Annotated in this window: 15 protein-coding genes; 5 read left to right on the top strand and 10 right to left on the bottom strand. The window is 60.6% G+C overall.

The genetic code is table 11. The annotated features are described in order from the left end of the window. The first annotated feature begins 190 nt into the window (after nt 1-190). Complete coding sequence (dcp, locus tag AC0GUR_RS13630; protein ID WP_472878034.1) at nt 191-2,398, top strand: peptidyl-dipeptidase Dcp; 2,208 nt, start codon at nt 191-193, stop codon at nt 2,396-2,398. Nucleotides 2,399-2,539: 141 nt separating this feature from the next. Here the strand turns inward: dcp and AC0GUR_RS13625 are convergent, their stop codons facing one another. The 3 genes from AC0GUR_RS13625 to AC0GUR_RS13615 all read right to left on the bottom strand — a co-directional run bounded on the left by AC0GUR_RS13625 (nt 2,540) and on the right by AC0GUR_RS13615 (nt 6,286). After that, a complete protein-coding gene (locus tag AC0GUR_RS13625) occupies nt 2,540-3,556 on the bottom strand; it encodes a DUF2955 domain-containing protein (protein ID WP_472878033.1) in 1,017 nt (338 codons plus the stop codon). Continuing rightward, on the bottom strand, nt 3,553-4,602 hold the full coding sequence (locus AC0GUR_RS13620; RefSeq protein ID WP_472878032.1) for an HlyD family secretion protein: 1,050 nt from the start codon (nt 4,600-4,602) through the stop codon (nt 3,553-3,555). Before AC0GUR_RS13620 ends, AC0GUR_RS13625 begins: the two co-directional genes overlap by 4 nt. Before the next feature lie 121 nt (nt 4,603-4,723). Beyond that, complete coding sequence (locus AC0GUR_RS13615; RefSeq protein WP_472878031.1) at nt 4,724-6,286, bottom strand: efflux transporter outer membrane subunit; 1,563 nt, start codon at nt 6,284-6,286, stop codon at nt 4,724-4,726. Between the two features lie 455 nt (nt 6,287-6,741). Here AC0GUR_RS13615 and AC0GUR_RS13610 point away from each other — a divergent pair, with 455 nt between their 5' ends. After that, nucleotides 6,742-7,200, top strand: a complete 459-nt coding sequence (locus AC0GUR_RS13610) for a hypothetical protein (RefSeq protein ID WP_472878030.1) — start codon at nt 6,742-6,744, stop codon at nt 7,198-7,200. A 65-nt stretch (nt 7,201-7,265) separates the two neighbouring features. Here AC0GUR_RS13610 and AC0GUR_RS13605 read toward each other — a convergent pair whose 3' ends face one another. The 3 genes from AC0GUR_RS13605 to AC0GUR_RS13595 all read right to left on the bottom strand — a co-directional run bounded on the left by AC0GUR_RS13605 (nt 7,266) and on the right by AC0GUR_RS13595 (nt 10,258). Further along, complete coding sequence (locus AC0GUR_RS13605; RefSeq protein WP_472878029.1) at nt 7,266-7,649, bottom strand: potassium channel family protein; 384 nt, start codon at nt 7,647-7,649, stop codon at nt 7,266-7,268. Nucleotides 7,650-7,854: 205 nt separating this feature from the next. Then, nucleotides 7,855-8,958 (bottom strand): AI-2E family transporter, encoded by a 1,104-nt coding sequence (locus AC0GUR_RS13600; RefSeq protein WP_472878028.1) that lies wholly within the window; start codon nt 8,956-8,958, stop codon nt 7,855-7,857. Between the two features lie 754 nt (nt 8,959-9,712). Then, nucleotides 9,713-10,258 (bottom strand): lipocalin-like domain-containing protein, encoded by a 546-nt coding sequence (locus tag AC0GUR_RS13595; RefSeq protein WP_472878027.1) that lies wholly within the window; start codon nt 10,256-10,258, stop codon nt 9,713-9,715. A 138-nt stretch (nt 10,259-10,396) separates the two neighbouring features. Here AC0GUR_RS13595 and AC0GUR_RS13590 point away from each other — a divergent pair, with 138 nt between their 5' ends. Both AC0GUR_RS13590 and AC0GUR_RS13585 read left to right on the top strand, forming a co-directional pair. Continuing rightward, nucleotides 10,397-11,326 carry a LysR family transcriptional regulator gene (locus AC0GUR_RS13590; RefSeq protein ID WP_472878026.1) on the top strand — a complete coding sequence of 310 codons (930 nt, stop codon included), beginning with the start codon at nt 10,397-10,399 and terminating at the stop codon, nt 11,324-11,326. 925 nt (nt 11,327-12,251) lie between these two features. Then, nucleotides 12,252-12,554 (top strand): DUF6916 family protein, encoded by a 303-nt coding sequence (locus tag AC0GUR_RS13585; protein WP_472878025.1) that lies wholly within the window; start codon nt 12,252-12,254, stop codon nt 12,552-12,554. On the opposite strand, the gene AC0GUR_RS13580 is transcribed toward AC0GUR_RS13585, so the two are convergent. From AC0GUR_RS13580 to AC0GUR_RS13565, 4 genes are read right to left on the bottom strand one after another with little or no spacing between them, the layout of a single operon-like run. Next, the gene (locus tag AC0GUR_RS13580; RefSeq protein WP_472878024.1) at nt 12,547-13,116 is read right to left on the bottom strand and encodes a GNAT family N-acetyltransferase; all 570 of its coding nucleotides are present in this window, start codon (nt 13,114-13,116) and stop codon (nt 12,547-12,549) included. The two genes, AC0GUR_RS13585 and AC0GUR_RS13580, sit on opposite strands and share 8 nt — an antisense overlap. Nucleotides 13,117-13,124: 8 nt before the next feature. Beyond that, nucleotides 13,125-13,664 carry a phage tail protein gene (locus AC0GUR_RS13575; protein ID WP_472878023.1) on the bottom strand — a complete coding sequence of 180 codons (540 nt, stop codon included), beginning with the start codon at nt 13,662-13,664 and terminating at the stop codon, nt 13,125-13,127. A 51-nt stretch (nt 13,665-13,715) separates the two neighbouring features. Then, the gene (locus tag AC0GUR_RS13570) at nt 13,716-14,243 is read right to left on the bottom strand and encodes a phage tail protein (protein WP_472878022.1); all 528 of its coding nucleotides are present in this window, start codon (nt 14,241-14,243) and stop codon (nt 13,716-13,718) included. 18 nt (nt 14,244-14,261) lie between these two features. Beyond that, nucleotides 14,262-14,768, bottom strand: coding sequence for a phage tail protein (locus AC0GUR_RS13565; protein ID WP_472878021.1), 507 nt, complete (start codon nt 14,766-14,768; stop codon nt 14,262-14,264). Nucleotides 14,769-15,107: 339 nt separating this feature from the next. On the opposite strand from AC0GUR_RS13565, the gene AC0GUR_RS13560 reads away from it, so the two are divergent. Next, nucleotides 15,108-21,251, top strand: a complete 6,144-nt coding sequence (locus AC0GUR_RS13560) for a putative Ig domain-containing protein (RefSeq protein WP_472878020.1) — start codon at nt 15,108-15,110, stop codon at nt 21,249-21,251. Nucleotides 21,252-21,295 lie beyond the last annotated feature (44 nt).

The following is a 21,295-nucleotide window of genomic DNA, read 5'->3' as shown; positions in this document are numbered from 1 at the left end:
GCGGCACCATGTCGCCGTTTCGCGAGGTTATATGCCACGGAGGCCAAGCAGGTGCGCCGCAATGCTGCGGTCGCGCGCAAGCGGGCTCCTACAGGCAGGGGGTGAATACCAGTACTTCCAGCCCTTGGCACCTGTGTCGGGGTGTGGTTAGGCTCGGGGTTTGCACCACCGCCCACATGGGGAACCCTGAATGCTTCGTCTCCGCTCGCTTGTCATTGCCACCTCCATCGCGCTCGCTGCCTGCTCCCAGCAGTCGAATGAGCAAACCCAGCAGCAACCCGCGCCCGCCAGCACTGCTCCGGCCAAGGCCGGCACCGCGGCTGCGCCCTCCGCCGAGGTCAGCGCCGTGAACCCGTTCTTCGAACCCAGCACCCTGCCGTTCCAGGCGCCGCCGTTCGACAAGATCAAGGATGGCGACTATCAGCCGGCCTTCGAGGAAGGCATGAAGCAGCAACTGGTAGAGATCGAAAAGATCGCCAACAACCCGGAGCCGCCGACCTTCGAGAACACCTTGATCCCGATGGAAAAGTCGGGCCAGCTGTTGACGCGTGCGATGCGCGCGTTTGACGCCGTGAGCGGCGCCAACACCAACGACACGCTGCAGAAGGTGCAGGAAGAAGAAGCGCCGCGCTTTGCCGAGCACCAGGACGCTATCGTCATGAACGATAAGCTGTTCGCTCGCATCGGGACCATCTACAACCAGCGCGACACGCTCAAGCTCGATCCGGAATCCAGGCGCCTGGTCGAAGTGACCTACCAGAACTTCGTGCATGGCGGCGCCAAGCTGTCCGACGCCGACAAGGCCAAGCTCAAGGACCTCAACAAGGAAGAGTCCAGCCTCAGCACGCAGTTCACCAACAAGCTGCTCGCTGCCACCAAGGACGGCGCACTGGTGATCGACGACAAGGCCAAGCTCGACGGCATGTCTGAAGGTGATGTCGCCGCTGCCGCCGAAGCTGCCAAGGGCCGCAAGCTCGACGGCAAGTGGGTGCTCCCGCTGCAGAACACCACGCAGCAGCCGGCGCTGCAGAGCCTCAATGACCGTCCGACTCGTGAGGCCCTGTTCAAGGCTTCGTGGAACCGCGCCGAAAAGGGCGACGCCAACGACACGCGTGAGATGATCTCGCGCATCGCGCAGATCCGCGCCGAACAGGCCAAGCTGCTTGGCTTCCCCAGCTACGCCGCCTGGAAGCTCGAAGACCAGATGGCCAAGAAGCCTGAGAATGCGCTGACCTTCATGGGCAAGCTCGCCCCGGCCGCCACCGCGCGCGCCGAGCGTGAAGCCAAAGACATCCAGGAAGTGATCGACCAGCAGAAGGGTGGCTTCAAGGTCGAAGCATGGGACTGGAACCACTACGCCGAGCAGGTGCGCAAGGCCAAGTACGATCTTGACGAAGCACAGATCAAGCCGTACTTCGAGATCGACAATGTGCTGCAGAACGGCGTGTTTTTCGCCGCCAACCAGCTCTATGGTCTGACCTTCAAGGAGCGCAAGGACATTCCGGTGTGGCAGCCGGATGTGCGCGTGTTTGAAGTGTTCGACAAAGACGGCAGCTCGCTGGCGCTGTTCTACTGCGACTACTTCAAGCGCGACAACAAGAACGGCGGCGCCTGGATGAGCAACCTGGTCGACCAGTCCAAGCTCATGGGCACCAAGCCGGTGATCTTCAACGTCGCCAACTTCACCAAGCCTGCGCCGGGCCAGCCGGCCCTGCTGTCGTTCGATGACGTGATCACCATGTTCCACGAGTTTGGTCACGGCCTGCACGGCATCTTTGCCAACACGCAGTACCCCAGCCTGTCGGGTGCGGCCACCGCGCGTGACTTCGTGGAGTTCCCGTCGCAGTTCAACGAGCACTGGGCTACCGATCCGAAGATCTTCGCCAACTACGCGAAGAACTATAAGACCGGCGAGCCGATGCCGCAGGAGCTGGTCGAGAAGATCAAGAAGGCCAAGACCTTCAACAAGGGCTACGACATGACCGAGCTGGTCTCGGCTGCCATGCTCGACATGAGCTGGCACACCCTGGGTGCCGACGCGCCGAAGCAGGATCCCGACAAGTTCGAAGTAGACGCACTGGCCAAGGCCAAGCTCAATCTCAGCTACGTGCCGCCGCGCTATCGCTCCAGCTACTTCCAGCACATCTGGGGTAACGGCTACGCTGCCGGCTACTACGCCTACCTGTGGACGCAGATGCTCGCCGACGACGCCTTCCAGGGCTTTGTCGACAAGGGTGGCATGACCCGCGAGAACGGTGACCGCTTCCGCGCGATGATTCTCTCGCAGGGCAACACCATGGAACTGAGCAAGCTCTACCGCGAGTGGCGCGGCAAGGACCCGAGCATCGAGCCGATGCTGCTCAACCGTGGTCTGAAGGAAGCACCGCAGAAGAAGTAATGCTTCTTCTTGTTACGCGAAGAAGGGCCGGCCATGCCGGCCCTTTTTTTTAGCTGTTCCCAGTGGAGACAACCTAAGCCCAGCGGAAGAGAAACGGGCAGGGGTGAGCCAAAGGCGCTTGCTCTCGAGCCGGGTCACCTCTCAAGTAGAGGCATATCGACGCCAGAACGCAGTCATCATGCCCACCGCAAAAGCGCCGGCCGCTGCAAACTGCAACACGCGTACGATCCACAAGGAAAAGGTGCCCTGATCTGACGAGATGGCGGTGCTGAGGATGATCAGCATGGCATTGCAGGCAAGCACCGCGACCCCCGCAGCCGGCCCGCCAGCGCCGATGCGTTGTGCAAAACCCAGCAGTGTCACGAACAGCAACCCGGTGAGAAAAGGCAGCGTTGGCGTGGTTCGCAGAAGCATGTGCAGCAGCAGGGCGATCAAGCCGCCGACAAAATTGCCCACAATCATACCCAGTGCATTCATGCGGCCACGCTGCAGATCGAAATTGGCCACCAGCATGACCGTGGCGATCATTGTCGGCAGCGCGTCAACCAGGCCAAACAAAAGATAGACCAACATCAGCGGCATGACGATGGCGACGCCGGCGAATGCCATCGGTGCGGAGGCCGTGGCGCTCGGTGGCGTGGCGGGAGCAGGCTTCGGCGGAGCTACGCGTGGCCATAGCATGTACACCGCCCAAATGCTCAGCAAGGCGACCCCCATGCTGCGGATCAATGCCAACGGAAACTGGCCAGCCTGGGCTGGCGCGATCATCACAATCACCGGGATCGTCGCGAGGCAAATCAAAAACAACAACGGGGGCAGCGGCGGGCTGCCGCGAAGCATGGCGTGAAAAGAAAAGAAAACGCACAGCCCGATCAATCCGAACAGCACTGTTGGTGTGCCACGAAACAACGATGCGATGGCGAATGCGATCAGAGACGTTGAGGTCATCACAATCATCAAGCCTAGTGCCACCTTTAGCGGTGGCCTCCCCGGCAAGTTGGTCAGCAACACGGTCGCCAGCACGGGTGCCAGAAAAGTAGGCGCCCATTGCATGACTTCGCTAACGACAAAGGCCACGGTAATGCCCACGGCGAATCGCAGCGTGGCATGCCAGGCCACCTCATCCCGCGAGCTGACGTCCGGGGCTGTCGCGTTCATCGCAGATAGCTGATCATGGCCACAGCCCATATCCACAGGCGTGCCAGCGGATTCATGAAGGTGCGATCGTGGGTAAGTACGACCACATTGGCCTGCGCACCGCTACGTCCTGGCGGAAGTTGCTCGGAGGAGTCGCTGGGCGGATCCAGCACAATGCGTACTGGAAAGCGTTGTGGCTCGCGCAGCCAGCCGGTGGGGGAGGTGACGGTGGGCAACGTACCGTTCGGTGCTTCCCCGCCTTGCGAGATACCCCAGCCGATACTATCGACATGGGCGGGGTACACCTTGCCCGGCCGGTCATCGAACACGACATAGGCGCGGTTGCCCGGCGCGATATGACCGAGTTGATTCTCGCGCATCGCAGCACTCACCCAGCGCGGCCCAGCCGCAACAAAACTCAGCACGGGTTGGCCGCGGCTGGCGAATTGGCCGGGAGACAAGCGCAGATTGGTAACGATGCCATCGCTAGGCGCAACCACCGTGGTATGGCGAAGATCGAGCCCAGCCTGATCCGCGGCGGCTCGCGCCTGGCGGATCTGGGCGTTGTCATTGCCGATTTCGCCCATGCGTATCCGTGCACGCTCTGCTTCGGCCTCCCCGCGACTGATGTCGGCGCGAGTCTTATCGATTTCCGCGCGAGCTCGTATTGCGGCAGTTTCCGCGAGCGCACGCTTGCTCGATAGGTCGATCGCAATCTTGCCAAGCTCCTGCGTTGCCGCCAGATCGACACGTTGTTTGCTAAGTTGTGCATCCGCCACGCGCACATCGGCGACCGATGCATCGGCGTTTTGCGTCGCCAGCGTCACATTGGCTTGCGCTGCCCTCAAGGCAATTTCAAACGGTCGTGGATCGATGCGAAACAAGACTTGCCCTTTAGTCACCTCGCGGTTGTCAGACACATCTACCGACACCACCGGCCCGCTGACTTCCGGTGCAATCTGCACGAGGAATGTGTCGACCGTCGCCTGCGACGTGTAAGGCGTGATTCGGTCGGCCACCACGTGATAGATAAAAATGACGAGTAACACCACTAGCGTGATTCGCACGGTGCGCTGCGTGCGCCGCGCACTATCTGCCCCTTTGCCAGGCGGTGCCGTCGCAGATGGCGCATCCGTCGCAGTGCTCCCCGCAGCAGCGGAGGCAGTCGCGTTGTGCTCGGCTACGGGCTCAGTGGGCATCGATGCTCTCGCTGCTTGATGGACGGTGAGCTTGCCTGGCGACGGAAGCTGGCGCTGTATCGGTGTTGGATTCTGGCTTTGCGCCTTGTTGCGCTACCGGAAGTGGAGCCACCCGATCGATCCAGTCGCCACCCAAGGCGCGGTACAAGTCAACCAAGGCGCGGTAACCGTCACCGCGTGCCGAGCTCAGCGACAGCTCAGATGAAAACAGGCTGCGCTCGGTGTCGAGCACTTCGAGATAATCGGTATAGCCGTTGTCGTAGCGCTCGCGCGTGAGTTCGACCGCGCGTTTGAGCGCTGTCACCTGGCGCTCAAGCGAGGCGATCAATGCCTTCCTTTTCTGGATGGCTATCAGTGCATCGTCGACGTCTCGAAACGCGTTTTGAATGGTCTGCTGGTAAGCATCCAGCGCCTGGTCCCGGCGCGCCTCGGCTTGCTTGTTTGCCGCTTTGATCGCGCCACCGGCAAACAGGGGGCCGAGCAGCTGGCCGGTGAACGACCACGTGCGAGAAGAGCCGCTGAACAGATTGTCGAGGTCTCTGCTGGCACCCCCGCCAAAAGCCGTAAGCGCCAGGGAAGGGAAATAAAGTGCGCGTGCCGCACCAATCAGTGCGTTGGCCGCCACCAGTTGCTGCTCGGCCTGCAGAATATCCGGGCGACGGTCGAGCAGGTCGGAGGGCAGTCCGGCGGGTACGGGTGGCGCTGTCAGTTGCTGCAACGTGCGTCCGCGTCGAATGGGGCCAGGGTTGCGTCCTACCAGCACCGACAGCGCGTGTTCCTGCTGGGCGATGGCCTGCTCAAGCACGGGTATCGACGCTGCCGCGGTTTCGTACTCCGCCGTCACCTGCATCATTTCGAACTCGGATACGGCACCGCCATCCAGGCGCATTTGAAACACCTTTACGGTGTCCTTTCGGCCATCGAGCGTTGCCTGCGACACTTCAAGCTGGCGATCCAGGTCAAGCAGCGTGATGTAGCCCGAAACAATGGTGGAGACCAAGGTCAGGGCGACACCCATGCGCGCCTCTTCCGTTGCAAACAGATTGGCTTGAGCGGCCTCGTTTTCGCGGCGAATGCGGCCCCAAAGGTCCAGCTCCCAACTTGCAGAAAGCAGCGCGGTGTAACTATTCCCGATAGGGTTGGCGCCGGGTGGAAGCGGTGTCGCGTTCGGGCTTGCACGTTGACGGCCCGCACTGGCGCTGTAACCCACCTGTGGCAGCCCCTGTGCCCGTGTAGTCACTGCGATTGCGGCAAACTCCTGCACGCGCGCCGTTGCAATACGAAGATCGTGGTTGGCAGCCAGGCCTTCGGCTACCAACGCATTGAGCTGGTCATCGCCAAACGCGCGCCACCACTCAGGCACCTTTGCCAGTGTCGAGCTTGCTTCAGAGGCCGGCATCATTTCGCTGGCGTAGCGGTAAGACTGTGGCGCCTGGGTGGTGGGGCGCTCGTAGTTGGGGCCTAGCGTGCAACCCGCATTGAGGCATGCGGCCGCGACCAAGGACAAAGCGATGGGCGACGGAAGCTTCTCAATTCGCGGTCCGCGACTCATGCGCCACCCTTTCCAGTGGTCGAAATCACCAACGATTGGCAACCACTCGCCCGGAAACACATTCGGCCTTGCCTGGCCAAGTTACGCCTCGCGGCGCTGGCATCCATACCCTTGGACATGTCCCTGTTTGCCACTGCACCTTTGGTCGATTCAGCATGGATATCTTCACGTAACCTTCGCGTGAAATCAGGTGGATATCGCGGTAGGGCGGCTGCGGGTCCGGAGCGCATCGCGCTGCACGGCCTGGCTCAGTAGATCTACCTAAGCCAAGTATCTTGATGGTGTCGCATGCACGACGAAGGAGGCACGCGACATCGCCATCAAGGCGTAACGGGCTGATGCTGGAGTCACCGCGAAGGCCAACTCTGAGCTATCTTGAAGCGTCACTGGGGAGGCGTGTTGTAAGCGGATAGGTGCTACCAGACGTCATGTTCTGATGCCGAAGGAATTTCGCCATGCAAAGTGAAGGAATCCTTCCTGCCTCGGTCGAGGCCCCATCGAGCAAGCAGCGCTTGTTCGTACGTTACTTCTCCGGAATCCTGATAGATCTCGTCGTACTGAACCTGTTCGCCGAGTACTGGAAGAACGTCTACATCGATACGTTCACCACATCGTTGTTGGCCGCCATCGTATTGCAGGTGCTATTGAAGGCGACCATAGCCGTGGAACATTGGGTCGCAGGATTCTTCAAGGGGAAGCCGGGCGGCTTCATGAAGTTTCTGCGGTACTTTTCCGCCTGGGTGGTGTTGTTCGGATCGAAGTTCGTGATACTCGAGGCAATCGCCCAACTCTTTGGCCATGATGTGCGGTTCTACGGTGTGTTCCACGGCGTGGTGACGCTGATCATCGTGGTCGTCGTGATGCTTGTCGCCGAGGAGCTGGTGGTCCGCCTCTATCGAAAGCTGGGCGACTGAGCCAGCTAGGCGCGAGATGGCGATAAGGCAGAGAGTCGTAACCGGCACGCCGAGTGTCGGCCGGATCAGTCGTCGGGCTTACCGACGTTCCGCGCGGCCTCCTGGACGCCTCGTACCGCCGCGGCGATGACCAACCCACTCAGAAGCAGGCCAATGAGGCCAAGCAATGCCGCATCCAGGCGGCCAAAGGTCGTGGTGGGCACGACGTCGCCATATCCGATGGTGAGTGCCGTGATGATGCAGAAGTAGATGGTTTCGCCCGGCGTGGAATGTGTTCGGTTCAATGTTTCGACCGGTCCGCCAAAGTAATACATGCCGAAGGTGAGCACGACCAGAAGAAGGAGCAAGGTGGCGAGGATGCTGTGTAAGTACCAGAGGGTGTCAAAGAACTCTCTGATGACATCTCTGGCCTCCAGGTGTGGAGGTTCAGGAGGTTGATGGTCATCCATCGCAGGATCCTCTCGTGGCACGCGGTTTCGCCTTGTCGGCGCGGTGATCGGGCACGCACCCGGTGGCAGTTATTGCGCACGCTGGCAGATGTCGATTAGCTAGCGCCTCGGGCTCGCATATAGGGTGGCAGCGAACAAAGCGCTATTCGCATCGCCATCGCGGGCATCGACGCCCGCACCGAGCCGCCGGAGAGTACGTCACTGATCAAGGGGGCTTAGGCTCACTCGGCTCTTCGGTCTGCGGCTGGTCCTTAACCCATCGCCAGAACAGTTGATAACCCACGGCAAGTACTACTGGCCCGATAAACAGGCCAATCACGCCGCCCGTCACCATGCCGCCCAGTGCGCCGATCAGCACCACCGGCATGGGCACGTCGACACCTCTGCCTAGCAGGAGGGGCTTGAGTACGTTGTCGGCCAGCCCTGCCACAAAAACGTAGATCGCAAAGATGATCGTGATCGCGGTGAAGCCCTCGGTAGCGAAGACGAAGGCGATCACCGGGACGGTTATCAATGTCGCCGGCAGTTGCATGATGCCCAACAGCAATACGGCGAGTGCCAGCAAGCCTGCGCCGGGGATGCCTTTCATGACGAAAGCGACACCGACAAGCAGCATCTGGATAAACGCAATGCCCACCACCCCTTGGGCTACCGCGCGAATCGTGGCGGAGCAGAGCTCGGTAATCGCCGGGCCGCTATCTTGGCCAAAGATGCGCGACGCGATGAGCAGTGCACTGCGCCTGGCCGCCTCGCCATAGGCCATGAAGATGCCCGAAATGATCACAGCGGCGATGAAGATCAGAAGTCCAGTGCCCACGCCGGTAGCGGCGCCCAGCAGCGCCATGCCGACCTCCTTGATCTGCGGCGTGAATCGCTGGATCAGGCCAGTCAGGTCGGTGGACGACTGAAGCCAGAAGGCATAGACCTGCTTTCCGATAACCGGCCAACCAGCGACCGATTCGGCGGGTGGCGGAATATGGAGATTGCCGCCCTTGGCCATCTCGACCGCATGCTCCATCGAATCCACCAGGGCGACACCGAGGAGGTACGTGGGCACCGTGACAATGATGAGGGCGAAGAGGACGATTAGCGTGGCCGTGAGCCCGTTCTTGTTCGCTAACCGTTTTCGCAAACGCAAATGCAGTGGATAGAGGGTGATCGCCAGAATCAGCGACCACACAAGCAGGTTGCCGAATGGGTAAAAGATCCTGAAACAGACGAAGACCAGGATGGCGATCAGTCCGGCCCGAATCAGCACATCGAGCATGCCTCGGGACAAGATCTTCTCAGAAGGTAGCGCGGGCAGCATCGATGATCTCCTTGCGCGTTGCAGTAGAGATATCCGAGCGGAGAGCCAAGCATGCTGGGCAACCGACACCTTTCGGCGACGGGAGCAGGCCGCACTCACGGTACGCATACTTATGTGTACCCGGCGAAAAAACCTGGGTCACGGCGAAGCCAGGTGACGAATCGGATCGATGGAAGCGGGCGGCGCCGATGGGGTGATTCAGAACGGTGAGTACGTACCGCTCTTCTGGCAGGAGCTATGTAGGTAGATTTACTTAGGGAAGATCATCAGGATGTCCAGCGCATAGCGTCTGGTTTCGACCCGACAAAGACATCTTGGGGATGGCGATAGGTTTCGATTCGTCCATTCCACGTGCTTGACCTGTTGTGTGTGAGCTGCCGCGGCTTCAACGCCTCCGCCCGCGCCTGCTATCAGCGAGATGACGTGGCCGTCAATGTCGCGCGGTACATCAATCGATGCCCTGCATTACAGCCGTAAACAACGATGGCACTACTTGGCGGCCTTGGGTGGCGTGGAATGACGCTTACCGATGTCAAAAGTTGGTTCCGGGTGCCTTCTCACCCGGCAGGTGCCTGGCAAGCCTTCAACTTCGGGGGGAAGGTCCGTGGTGCGTGTTCCGGAGCAGCCGACAGGAGCAACTGGCTCTGGATCAAGCTGCTCGATCAGCGCGTGAACGTGATCATGGCGGGTCAGGTGAGGTCCTGCTGATGGGTTGCATCACCATGCGATCCTTCCGCATGGTCGGTAGGCATGTCTATGAGTGAACGCGACGCCACACGACTTCGCCATGGGCGCCCTCAGCCGCGCCGCTCGATGGCTTGGCAACGCGATAGGTCAGCTCGTCGCCGTGGATGGTGTAACTGGAGTCGCTGCTACGGCCGTCCCAATTGGGGAACGATGCGCGCACGATTTCACTGTGCATGACATGGGCATCGGCGCTCACGTGACCGAAGTGCGCATTACTGTCCAAGGATGCGGCGCGATACTCCTCGGGCGTTCCCTTGGATTTGTCGTTGGCCGCAAACGGCATGCGCTGTGCGCGCACGATCTGCATCATGTAGTCGCCCTGGGCATCGATAAGCCACATGCCCGTGGGGTTGGGGCCGTAGAGCTCTACGCGATGGCCGTCGGGATAGACGTTGTCGCAACGGACAAGCGTCCACGCGCCGACCAGTTCCCTTGGAACCACGCTGTGGCCGGCGTTTACGTCAGGCTTCATGGTGTCCTGCGCGGCGAGGACCGGTGCAGCGGCGATGGCGGCCATGAGGCAAGCAACGCGTACTGATTTGGCGAATGACATGGCGACACCTCCGGTGGGTGGGGAGGTTCGATAGTCACTCACGCCCTTGGTTTTGATAATGGGCCTCAGTATTCATTGACCTTCAAATCCCATTTGAAGATGATCCGGCTCAAGCCTTCCGCACCGGGATCGGAACTCATGAACCGCTTCAGCGACATGCAGCTTCTTGTCGATGTGGCCGACCTCGGCAGCTTGTCGGCGGCTGGGCGTCGGGCCGGACTTTCGCCTGCAGCTGCCAGCGCCTGTGTGCAGCGTGTAGAGACGATGCTTGGCGCACGCCTGTTCGAGCGCACGACACGCCAACTGCGCCTGACGGACGAAGGCCGCATCTACATCGCCTCCTGCCGAACCGCCATCGAAACCATGCAAGAAGCCGAGCGCGCGGTACGCAGCGGCACCGACGCAGTCAGCGGAACGCTGCGGGTGTCAGCGCCGTCGGATCTCGGGCGCAACCTGCTGGTTCATATCCTCAACCACTTCATGGCGCTTCACCCCGACGTGCGCGTCGTGCTGACGCTGTCAGATTCACTCTCGCGCTTCGTGCCGGACGATGTCGACGTTGCCATACGCGTCGGCCCTTTGGAGAACAGCGAACTTGTCGCGCGTCACCTTGCTGACAGCTGGCGGGTCGTATGTGCGTCGCCCGCATGCATCGAGATCCACGGCATGCCAGAAAAACCCGAGGAACTCGCCACGCTTCCCACACTGGTATTGACCACCCATGCGGGGCCAAGGAATGAGTGGCAACTGGGCGAGCATGTCGTACGCGTCCGGCGATATCACGAGTGCACTGATAGTGAAGTGATACGCACATGGGCCGTTATGGGACGCGGATTCGCGTACCGGCAACTTTGGGCCGTCACCGCGGATGTAAGCGCAGGCAGGCTGAAGCTGATCCATGCACCTGCCTGGTCAGCCCCTTCTCCCATCCACGCGATGTACCACCCCAATGTATTTCAGCCATCACGCGTACGTCGCTTCGTCGATTTCCTTCAGGCAGAATTCTCTCAGCGGTTTCCCACCGGGGGCGAGGACGCCTTGGTGTCGGCATGCAAAAAGGGGCCATGACCTAAACGTCCGCTGTCAACGGAAGTCGCAACTCAGCGCTGACATTGTCTTCCATGAGCACTTGTTCTTCCTGGCTGCATGCAGTCACTACGCCATGCGCTTGGAATGCCAGGTTGTAGCCTGGCTTTTGCGCACGTTTGATGTCCTCGCGCCGTACGGCACGTTGGAGCGGACCTCCTCCCGTCGACGCACTACGGCGAACTGATCCATGGGGAGGCACGATGCTTTTCGATCATCGCAACATCATCAAAGACCAACGCAAGGAGGGAGGGGCGTGGTGATTTCAGGCAAGGTCTTGCAAGTGGCATCCACCGTGTTGCGTTGGGCGACAGCTTCAATGGTGTTGACATGGTTTTGGGTTTGGCTGGCGATAGTGAATGGGCCGCTATCGCCAGATCCAGCTACACAGCGCGTCGTGCCTGTGCCAAATCATGGCCACGATGTCTACATAACTTCGTTGCAAAACGTTCTTCTCCATTGGCTGATACCCGTTGGCATCGCTCTAGCAATCCTTGGTCGCCTGGCGAGTTGGCTGTCAGAGAAAAGGGCTGCGTCAGAGAAAGAATGATGGCCTGCTTCCGCCGCCAGGCGGACCTTGATATTTTGCCGGTTGGCGGCGCGGAGGCTGGCGATGAAGTACACCGATGGTCAACGGGTTCTCGCAGGCGCCATGGTCGATACGGATTTCGCCGGACTGGTGCACTACCCGCAACAGGACGATGAACTTGTCCTCGTTCGCCGGGCCGTCTAACAACGTAGCCAAGGCCCGCTCCCGGCTGCCGTTTCATCCGACCCATGCAACACCCTGGTGGACCCGACAAAAGTGCGCGCTAGGGGGCTTTGATCACTAAGGAATGAACCAAGACGGGTCTTCCAATGATGCCCCAAGCTCGAGCTGTCTCAATACATAAAAGGCGACAATGCAATGAAGTTCTTTACCCTGGATGAATTTGCTCCGCACCTCAACGAGACTTTCATGGCGTCGATTGAAGGTGATAGCCGGGCGCCGTTTGTTCTGGTCGAAGCGCGGCCACTAGCGAAAGACGAGCGCCTGTTTCCGGGCATGGTGCGTGCGCCGTTTTCGCTGCTCTTCCGTAATGAATCGGCGATTCTGTTTCCGCAGAAGACCTACCCGATGACGCACGATGCGATGGGCGAGTTCGGGATCTTCCTGGTGCCCATTGCGCGCGACAAGCATGGTTTCATCTACCAGGCGCTGTTCAATTGAGCGTTTCGGCACCATGGGTGCGACACGGCCAGCGCATTTCGACGCGTTGGCCGTCGCTTTCGCCGCAAAGGGTAAATCCCAGCCGCTCATAGAGCCGACGCGCAGCTGTATTTCGCAGCTCGACATGCAGGATGAGGCCACGCACCGATGCCCGCTGGGCGGTCTCCTGTGCTGCTTGGATCAGGGCGGTGCCTAAACCATGGCTGCGCCAAGCTGGCGACAGTGCAATGTCGACCAGCAGGAAGTCTTGCGTTCCGTAGTGCAAATACAGCCGGCCAATGGGCGCTCCGTTGTGTTCGATCAACAGAAAGTCGACTGGTGCGTAGTAGCGCGTGTAGTGGCGGTGCTGCATCGCGAACTGGTGATCCAGAAACACCTGTTTTGCTGACTCCGGCCAAGGGAGTGGATCCAGCTCTCCCTGACGCAGTTCACCATAGAGCCCACGCATGAAAGGCACGTCCGCATCGCAGGCGGGGCGCGCAGAAAAACCACCTGCCCGGATCGACTCGGGCAGGCGGAGCACGGGTTCCTGACTCGCCGGAAACGCCAGCGTCGTGAGCATGGCGGAGCTCAAGGCCGTTGCGGGAACTCACCCACCAGGGCGATGCAGAAATTGACGGCGAGATAGGGTTGTTGATTCTCGTGTGCCTGACCACCACCACTAACCCCGATCATGGCTTGGGGAAAGGAGGCGTTGGATGTGCTGTCTTTGGTGAACGGTGTCGTCGATGCGCTGCCGGGTATCAATACGGCATCCCCCGCGGCTGGCGTACCGTGGCGCTTTGATGCATCCGTCTGGCCAAAAATGTGCATCCTGTGGCTGTGCGAGGCCATCTGAGAATTATCCAGCGTGACGCTGGTCGCGCCGAAGGTCTCGCCCTGGTCGCGCATGCTCAAGCCCGGCCCCTGTCCGACTGAACAAGGCAAATTGCCCTGAAAATTCGGCAGCTGGAAATTGCTTGTGCCATTGCCGCCGTAAGTCACGCCAATCAACGAGAACAAGGCCGCGTACTGTTGAATGGGCATGACTTGCCCGTTGCACTGCGCCCAGTTATAGGGTGCAAAGTTGAAGCCGAACAGCTGAATTTCGCCGATAAACGGTGTGGTCATGATGTGATCCCTGTCGCTACCAATCGCTCTGCGGAGCGCCTAGGTTTGTCATCAATTCGGTGACGGATACATGCCTTCGGTCGCGATGCAAAAACGCACCGTGAGTGTTGGCATCGTGTTGTCGTGGGGCACGCTGGCGCCGGCAGTGGAGATCATGGTCGCTGCTGGAGAGACACTGGCGCTGCCTGTGATATCGCCGGTGTACATAACGTCGCCGGACAAGGCTCCCAACTCGACGGTGCCACCCGGTATGGCCGCATTGGCGGCGGCACTGGTGGCGGCAAATGCGTGCACGTGCGCCGGCAGCTGGTTGGTCGTAAGGGTCACGGCTTCGTAGCCGTCCTTCTCACCCAGGATGCGCACGCTAAGTCCTTGGCCTTGGCCCTGATGCAGGGGCACGCGGCCACGCAGATCGGGCAAGGCGAACGTTTGCACCCCGTCGCCACCGAAAGTGGTGCCGAGCAGTGTAAACAGCGCAGCATTGTCTGCAATGCTGAGCAGCGAACCATCACAGTTGGCCCAGCCAAGAGGCGCAAACGTAAACGCCAGCAGCCGGATTTCTCCGAGATACGGTGTCATTGAAATACTCCGGTGGCGTCAGCCGCGCGACGGATAAATGCCGGTCAGCGCGATGCAGAAGTTGAGCACGAGATACGGCTGCATGTTGGTATGCGCTTGGTTCTGCCCACCCCCATCCAGGGTGGCCGAATTGAGCACGACAGGGCTGCCGGCAGACGGACCGTAGATGTTTGCGCTGCCCGTTTTGCCATAAAGACCTTGTGCCGGACTGCGGGCACTGCCGTCATTGGTGCTCGCATTGGCCAAATGCGTGTGTTGCGGTATCTGTTGCGAATTCAGCGTAACGCCTTCCACGCCGGCGACTTGGCCGATGGTATTGCTCGGGCCGATACCGAGTGGTGTGCGCCCGCGCAGATCGGGAAGATTGAAGTAAGTTCTTCCGTCGCCGCCGTAATACGTCCCGAGCAACGAGAACAAAGCCTGGTTCTGGTTGATGGGAAGAGCTGCACCGTCGCACCGGGCCATGCCTTTGGGCACCACGCCGAACGGCATGAGCATGATCTGCCCGAGAAAAACATCTGCCATGTTGTCCCCCTGAAAGATGCCGGCGCTCCTGGCCGACATGCGCCGCGTACTCTGTCTCAAGTGCTGAGAGCTTGACAAGTGCATTCCGTGACGACCTACTATGTTCAGTCGTATGCCGTGGTGTAAGGCGGTTGTCATGACCACCTGGTTGATGTTGGGCGCTGTATTGCCACTCGATTTTGCCCAAGACGACAGTCCTTCCACGCAAGGTGCACCTCGGGTGATTAGGCCCGGGGGATAAGAAGCAGGGGTTTCAAGTGATTTCAAACCGTCGCCAGATGGCGACGGTTGGTGTGCGCGATTGACCACGCAGTCGAAGTCGCAATCAGGGGGAAGGACATGGAGTTTGGTCGCTGGGTGCGCCGCATCGCGGTGCTGTTGGGGAGTAATGCGCTCTGGATGCGCCGGATCGGCGCCTTCGCATTGCTGTGCATTGCGATCCTGTGGACGGCACCAGCACATGCCGGACTCTGTCCCAACTTCAACGTTCCCGATTCGAATACCACGCCATCAACATCACCGATGGCGTCCAACGGAACGATATCGATCAATGTCACTGCGTGCGATTCTGCGCCGGGTATTGTGGGTGTCGGTGGGGTTACTACGCCACCCGCGCATGGCAGCGCGACGATAAGCAACGGCGGTAGCGACTCCATCACCTATGTCAATTTTGGCGATGGCGCGACAAGCGACAGCTTTGTCTTCAGCGACAGCACCGGCAACCCAATTACCGTCAACGTGACGATCGGATCGGCCGCGTCGCCGATTACCGTCACTCCGACTTCGTTGACAACGCCAAACGTTGGATCGGCCTATAGCGTTGCGCTCGGCGCCTCCGGTGGTACGTCGCCCTATACGTATGCATTGAGCACCGGCAGCCTTCCGCCTGGTCTGACTATGAGCGGCAATGTGATTTCGGGTACGCCCACGACGTCGGGCAGTTATGCGTTTTCCATCAAGGTGACTGATGCAAGTAGCGTGGTGGTGACCAAGGGCTACTCCGTCACCGTGCCGGTGCCCACCATTTCGCTGAGCGCCCTGCCCAATCCGGTGCGGGGTGCGCCGTACAGCCAGACTCTGAGCTCCGGTGGCGGCATCGCGCCGTATACCTATAGCGTGGACGTTGGCCCGTTGCCGCCAGGTTTAACCCTGAGTTCCAGTGGCGTGGTGTCGGGTACACCCACAACGCAGGGCGCCTACAGCTTCACCATACGCGCGACTGACAGCAGCGCGGGCGGGCCGTATTTCAACTCGCGTACCTACAATGTCACCGTGCTGGCGCCGCCACCGTTGACGCTGTCGCCAAGCTCTCTGAGCAATGCCCAGGTCGCCTCGGTGTACAGCGCCCCGGTTACCGCTAGTGGCGGGACCGCGCCGTACACATACAGTATTGCCGCAGGCAGTCTGCCGGCGGGCATGACCTTGAACACATCCAGCGGTACGCTCTCGGGCACGCCGACCGCCGGTGGCACCTACAACTTCACCCTCTCCGCGCACGATGCGGGCTTGAGCGTGGGCTCGCAGGCCTATAGCTTGACGGTAGCAGCGCCTACCATCGTTGTGTCACCGTCGACGTTGCCCGTAGCCACGCAAAACAGCAGTTATTCGCAGACGGTGACTGCCAGCGGCGGCACGTCTACCTATTCGTATGCCGTGACCTCCGGTTCCTTGCCGGCGGGCATGTTGCTGTCCAGCGGCGGCGCGCTTACCGGTACGCCGACGCAATCGGGCTCATTTACGTTCCAGGTCACCGCGACGGATAGCAGCACCGGCACGGGTCCTTATACCGGGAGCCGTAGCTACTCTTTGTCCGTGCGTGCGCTCGCGCCAGTCATCACGACTGGCTCACTGCCTGCGGGATCGGTCGGAGCCTCCTATAGCCAGGCCATTGGTGTCAGCAATGGCAACGCGCCGCTTACGTTTGCCGTGACCTCGGGGAGTTTGCCCGCAGGGCTTAGTTTGAACACCGGTACGGGTGTGCTTTCCGGCACACCGACAGCCGGTGGCACGTTTCCGCTGTCGATCACAGTCACCGACGCACTGAGTAACACAGGTACGCAGACGTACTCGCTGGTTATCAATGCAGCAACCATCACGTTGGGGCCCGCTACGCTGCCCGCGACGGCTTTGCACGCTGCCTATAGTCAGACGGTGAACGCTTCGGGTGGTACGGCCCCTTATACCTTCGGCGTGACCAGTGGCGCGCTTCCTCCCGGGATGTTGCTTAGCAGCGCTGGTGTTCTGAGTGGCAATGCGACCATCAACGGCACCTACAACTTCACTATTACTGCGACCGATTCGAGTACCGGTTCCGGACCCTATACGGGCACGCAGTCGTACTCGGTGACAGTGAGTACGCCGACCATCACGCTGAGTCCCGCAGGTAGCCTGCCGGCGGCGTCGGTGGGCGCTTCATACAGCCAGTTCATCGCGGCGAGTGGCGGCAGTGGCCCGTACACCTATGCGGTAACTACCGGCGCGTTGCCCGCTGGTTTGACGTTGAGCAGTGCTGGCGTGTTGTCCGGTACCCCGACGGCCGGCGGCAACTTCTCGTTCACCGTGACGGCTACCGATGCCAACAGCAATACGGGTAGCCAGAGCTACACGCTGACAACCAACCCGCCGACCGTCACGGTTAGTCCGGTATCGCTGCCTTCGGCAAAGGATGGTGTGGCGTATTCGCAAACCTTTAGCGGTACCGGGGGTACGGCGTCTTATACATACAGTGTGACGGCGGGGGCGCTGCCGCCCGGCCTGAGCCTTGCAATCAATGGTGCGTTGTCGGGTGTCCCCAGTGGTGTCGGCACCTACAACTTCACGGTGCAGGCGCTGGACAGCAGCACCGGATCGGGTCCGTATGCCGGCGTGCAAACGTACAGTGTCACGGTGGCCTCGCCCACCGTGGTGCTGGCGCCCGCCGGTTCGACGCTCAGTGGCAATTACGGACAGGCCTACTCGCAGACATTCGCGGCGAGCGGTGGCGCGGGCCCGTATGCGTATAACGAGAGCGGTACCTTGCCGGCCGGTGTCGCGTGGAATGCCTCGACCGGCACGCTTTCCGGTACGCCGACTCAACCCGGCAGTTTCCCGATCACCATTACAGCGACCGATAGCAGTACGGGTACCAACGCCCCTTTCACTGTATCAAGCAGCTACACGCTGACCATTGCTACGCCGACCATCACCATCACACCCAGTAGCACGCTGCTGTCTGGAGCCGTGGGTCTACCTTTCAATCAAACCCTGACCGCCAGCGGTGGTGTCGCGTCGTACACGTTTTCCATCATTTCGGGCAGCTTGCCGGCTGGGGTTAGCCTGAGTGGTGCAGGTGCCATCAGTGGCACACCGACTGCCGCCGGTACGTTCAATTTCACAGTGCGGGCCACCGATGCGCACGGTGCCACTGGCGCGCAGTCGTACAGCCTGGTCACTTCTGGGGCCGTCGTGGTGTTGGCACCATCAAGCTTGCCGGCTGCTTCTGCCGAATCAAATTACACTCAATACATGCTGGCTGCTGGCGGCACAGCGCCTTACACATTTGCGATTAGTGCTGGTGCGTTACCTGCTGGCCTGTCGCTGAATGCCAGCAACGGTGTGCTGTCGGGTACACCCACCGCAACCGGAACCTACAGCTTCACCATTCGTGCCACCGACAGCAGTACCGGTACGGGTGCGCCGTTCTTCGCTACGCAAAGCTACACGGTGACAGTCAATGCGCCGACCATTACCGTAAGCCCTGCAACATTGAACCCCACGCAACTGGGCGTTGCCTTTAGTCAACAGATGACCGCCGGCGGCGGCAATGGCAGTTACACCTATACGGTGAGTGGGGGAAGCCTGCCGGCGGGCATGACGCTGAGTTCGGCAGGGTTGCTCGCAGGTACGCCAACGATGGCCGACAGCTACAGCTTCACCATCAGGGCGACAGATGGTTTGGGTTTCACCGGCGCGCAAGCGTTTAGCGGAGCTATCAACGCACCATCGGTGGTGCTGAACCCCGCAGCCTTGCCAACCGCAACGGCGGAGAGCGCCTATGTGCAAACGCTAACTGCCAGTGGTGGTACCGCGCCGTACACCTACGCTCTCAACGCAGGCACATTGCCGCCAGGTATGTCATTGAGCTCGGCCGGTGTGTTGTCCGGTACACCCACCGCGGCGGGAACCTTCAATATCACCATTCACGCTAACGACAGCAGTACCGGCGTGGGTGCTCCCTTCTTTGCCACCCGCAGTTACACGCTGACCGTCAATGCACCTGGCATCACCGTGAGCCCAGGCACGCTGGGAGCGGCGCAGGTCGGAGCCGCCTTCAATCAGCAATTCACCGCCAGTGGCGGCAACGGAAGTTATACGTTCAGCGTGAGTGGTGGCACGTTGCCGACCGGGCTCAGTCTTGCCAGCAACGGCGCGCTGACCGGTATGCCAAGCGCGGCAGGAAGCTATTCCTTCATCATCACTGCGAAGGATGGCTTCGGCTTCACCGGATTGCAGAGTTTCACGGTCGGCGTGAATCAGCCGGTGCCGGTAGCGGTTAACGACAACGCCACCACGCAGGCCAATGCGCCAGTGACTGTTGCGGTGACCGCCAACGACACCGGGCCGATCACCAGTGTGGCGGTCGCGCAGGCGCCGGCACATGGTTCGGCGAGCATCAACGGCTTGTCGGTGACCTACACACCGGCCAGCAATTTCTTTGGCACAGACACGCTGACGTATACGGCAACGGGGCCGGGGGGAACCTCTGCGCCAGCTACCGTCACCATCACGGTGACGCCGCTTGCGATACCGGTGGTCATGCCGTTGAACGCGACTGTGCTGGCCGGCAAACCGATTACTCTTCCTGTCACCAACGGCGCTACGGGTGGACCCTTCACCGCGGTGATGCTCACCACGCCTCCGGGTACCGGCACGGCGACGGTCTCGGGCATGGATATCGTTTACACGCCACCAGCCAATGCATCGGGTTCGATCACTTTCGGCTATAGCGTGGCCAATGCGTTCGGCCATTCCCTGCCTGCGAATATCACCATCACGATCAATCCGCTGCCACAGCCCGCCGCCTCGCTGACGGCGCAAGCCGTGGCCGGAACTGCAGTGCAAATCGACCTGACGAGTGGTGCGACGGGTGGTCCGTTCACTTCCGCCAGCATGCTGTCGATGACTCCGGCACAAGCGGGCAACGCGAGCATTCGGAGTACGGGCAACGGCTACGAGCTCGACTTCACCGCTGCTGCGGGTTTCGGCGGCACGGCCCAAATTGCCTTTACCCTCAGCAATGCTTACGCAACTTCGGCACCGGCAACGGTGACCATTTCCGTGACGCCGCGCAGCGATCCTTCGAAGAATGCCGAGGTCTTGGGAATTCTCGATGCGCAAGCCGATGCGACACGGCGACTGGCCGTGGGGCAGATCAACAACTTCCAGCGGCGCCTGGAAAGCCTGCATGCCGGCAACGTGGCCAGTGGCTTCAGCAATGGCATCACGCTGGTGCCCGACGGTGGGCGCCGCACGCACGATCCGCTGATGGGAATGATGTCCCCCAGCGGCGACGAAGAGTGGAATCGACGCTACCTCGTACAGCCGGATGCATCGACGGCCACGACGACGCGGTCCGGTGGCACGGCAGGTGGTGGTGGCTTGCCGGGTGATATCTCGGTTTGGACCGGCGGTGCAGCCAACTTCGGTACGCGAGAGCTGGGTGGCAGCGCCAACGGCATCGACTTCACCACCTCGGGTCTCAGCGTTGGCGCCGACAAGCAGATCAATCACTCGCTTGCGCTGGGTGCGGGCGTGGGCTACGGCCACGACGCGTCAGACATCGGCCACAACGGCAGTCGCAGCACGGTCGACAGCTACAACGTGGCAGCGTACGCAAGCTATGTTCCGACCGTGTCAACCTATATCGATGCACTGATCGGCTATCAATGGCTCTCGTTCGATGCGCGCCGCTACGTCACCGACAACGGCGGCACAACGCAGGGCAGCCGCGATGGCAACCAGGTGTTTGGTTCGCTTTCGGTGGGTTACGAACGACGCCAGGATACCTGGGTGCTATCGCCATATGCACGGCTGGACGTGGCGCATGCCACGCTCGACGCCTATGGTGAGAATGGCGACGGAGTCTACGCCCTGAACTATCAGCGCCAAACGGTGGATAGCAGCACAGGCAGCATCGGTTTGCGCGGTGACTTCATGATCAAACGCGATTATGGCGTGTGGATGCCACGCTTCCGTATCGAGTACCAACGCGACTTCGAAGGATCGAGCCAGGCCACCATGCGTTACGCCGATCTCCTGACAGGACCGCTTTACAGCGCCACCCTCAATCAGCAGGCCCGTAACCACACGCTGCTGGGTCTGGGTGTGCAGCTGCAAACCCTGCGCGGATTAATGCTTCGATTCGAATACCAGAATCTGTTGGACAACAGCAGTCACGACAATCAGTCGATTTTGTTCGGAGTGGAGCAGAGGTTCCAGCCCTAGTTGGAGAAATGCATTCATAGATGTCCGCTTCTGACTGCGACGTC

It is taken from the genome of Dyella sp. PARNA 12/25, assembly GCF_055702865.1.
The sequence above is the reverse complement of the archived record's forward strand: the minus strand, read 5'-3'. Positions and strand labels throughout refer to the sequence as shown.

Excerpts from the sequence above, each read along its gene's own strand:
- AC0GUR_RS13580 (WP_472878024.1), bottom strand. The coding sequence starts at position 13,116 with ATGCTCACGACGCTGGCGTTTCCGGCGAGTCAGGAACCCGTGCTCCGC.
- AC0GUR_RS13560 (WP_472878020.1), top strand. The coding sequence starts at position 15,108 with ATGGAGTTTGGTCGCTGGGTGCGCCGCATCGCGGTGCTGTTGGGGAGT.
- AC0GUR_RS13615 (WP_472878031.1), bottom strand. The coding sequence starts at position 6,286 with ATGAGTCGCGGACCGCGAATTGAGAAGCTTCCGTCGCCCATCGCTTTG.
- dcp (WP_472878034.1), top strand. The coding sequence starts at position 191 with ATGCTTCGTCTCCGCTCGCTTGTCATTGCCACCTCCATCGCGCTCGCT.
- AC0GUR_RS13565 (WP_472878021.1), bottom strand. The coding sequence starts at position 14,768 with ATGGCAGATGTTTTTCTCGGGCAGATCATGCTCATGCCGTTCGGCGTG.
- AC0GUR_RS13585 (WP_472878025.1), top strand. The coding sequence starts at position 12,252 with ATGAAGTTCTTTACCCTGGATGAATTTGCTCCGCACCTCAACGAGACT.
- AC0GUR_RS13595 (WP_472878027.1), bottom strand. The coding sequence starts at position 10,258 with ATGTCATTCGCCAAATCAGTACGCGTTGCTTGCCTCATGGCCGCCATC.
- AC0GUR_RS13590 (WP_472878026.1), top strand. The coding sequence starts at position 10,397 with ATGAACCGCTTCAGCGACATGCAGCTTCTTGTCGATGTGGCCGACCTC.
- AC0GUR_RS13600 (WP_472878028.1), bottom strand. The coding sequence starts at position 8,958 with ATGCTGCCCGCGCTACCTTCTGAGAAGATCTTGTCCCGAGGCATGCTC.
- AC0GUR_RS13605 (WP_472878029.1), bottom strand. The coding sequence starts at position 7,649 with ATGGATGACCATCAACCTCCTGAACCTCCACACCTGGAGGCCAGAGAT.
- AC0GUR_RS13570 (WP_472878022.1), bottom strand. The coding sequence starts at position 14,243 with ATGACACCGTATCTCGGAGAAATCCGGCTGCTGGCGTTTACGTTTGCG.
- AC0GUR_RS13575 (WP_472878023.1), bottom strand. The coding sequence starts at position 13,664 with ATGACCACACCGTTTATCGGCGAAATTCAGCTGTTCGGCTTCAACTTT.
- AC0GUR_RS13625 (WP_472878033.1), bottom strand. The coding sequence starts at position 3,556 with ATGAACGCGACAGCCCCGGACGTCAGCTCGCGGGATGAGGTGGCCTGG.
- AC0GUR_RS13610 (WP_472878030.1), top strand. The coding sequence starts at position 6,742 with ATGCAAAGTGAAGGAATCCTTCCTGCCTCGGTCGAGGCCCCATCGAGC.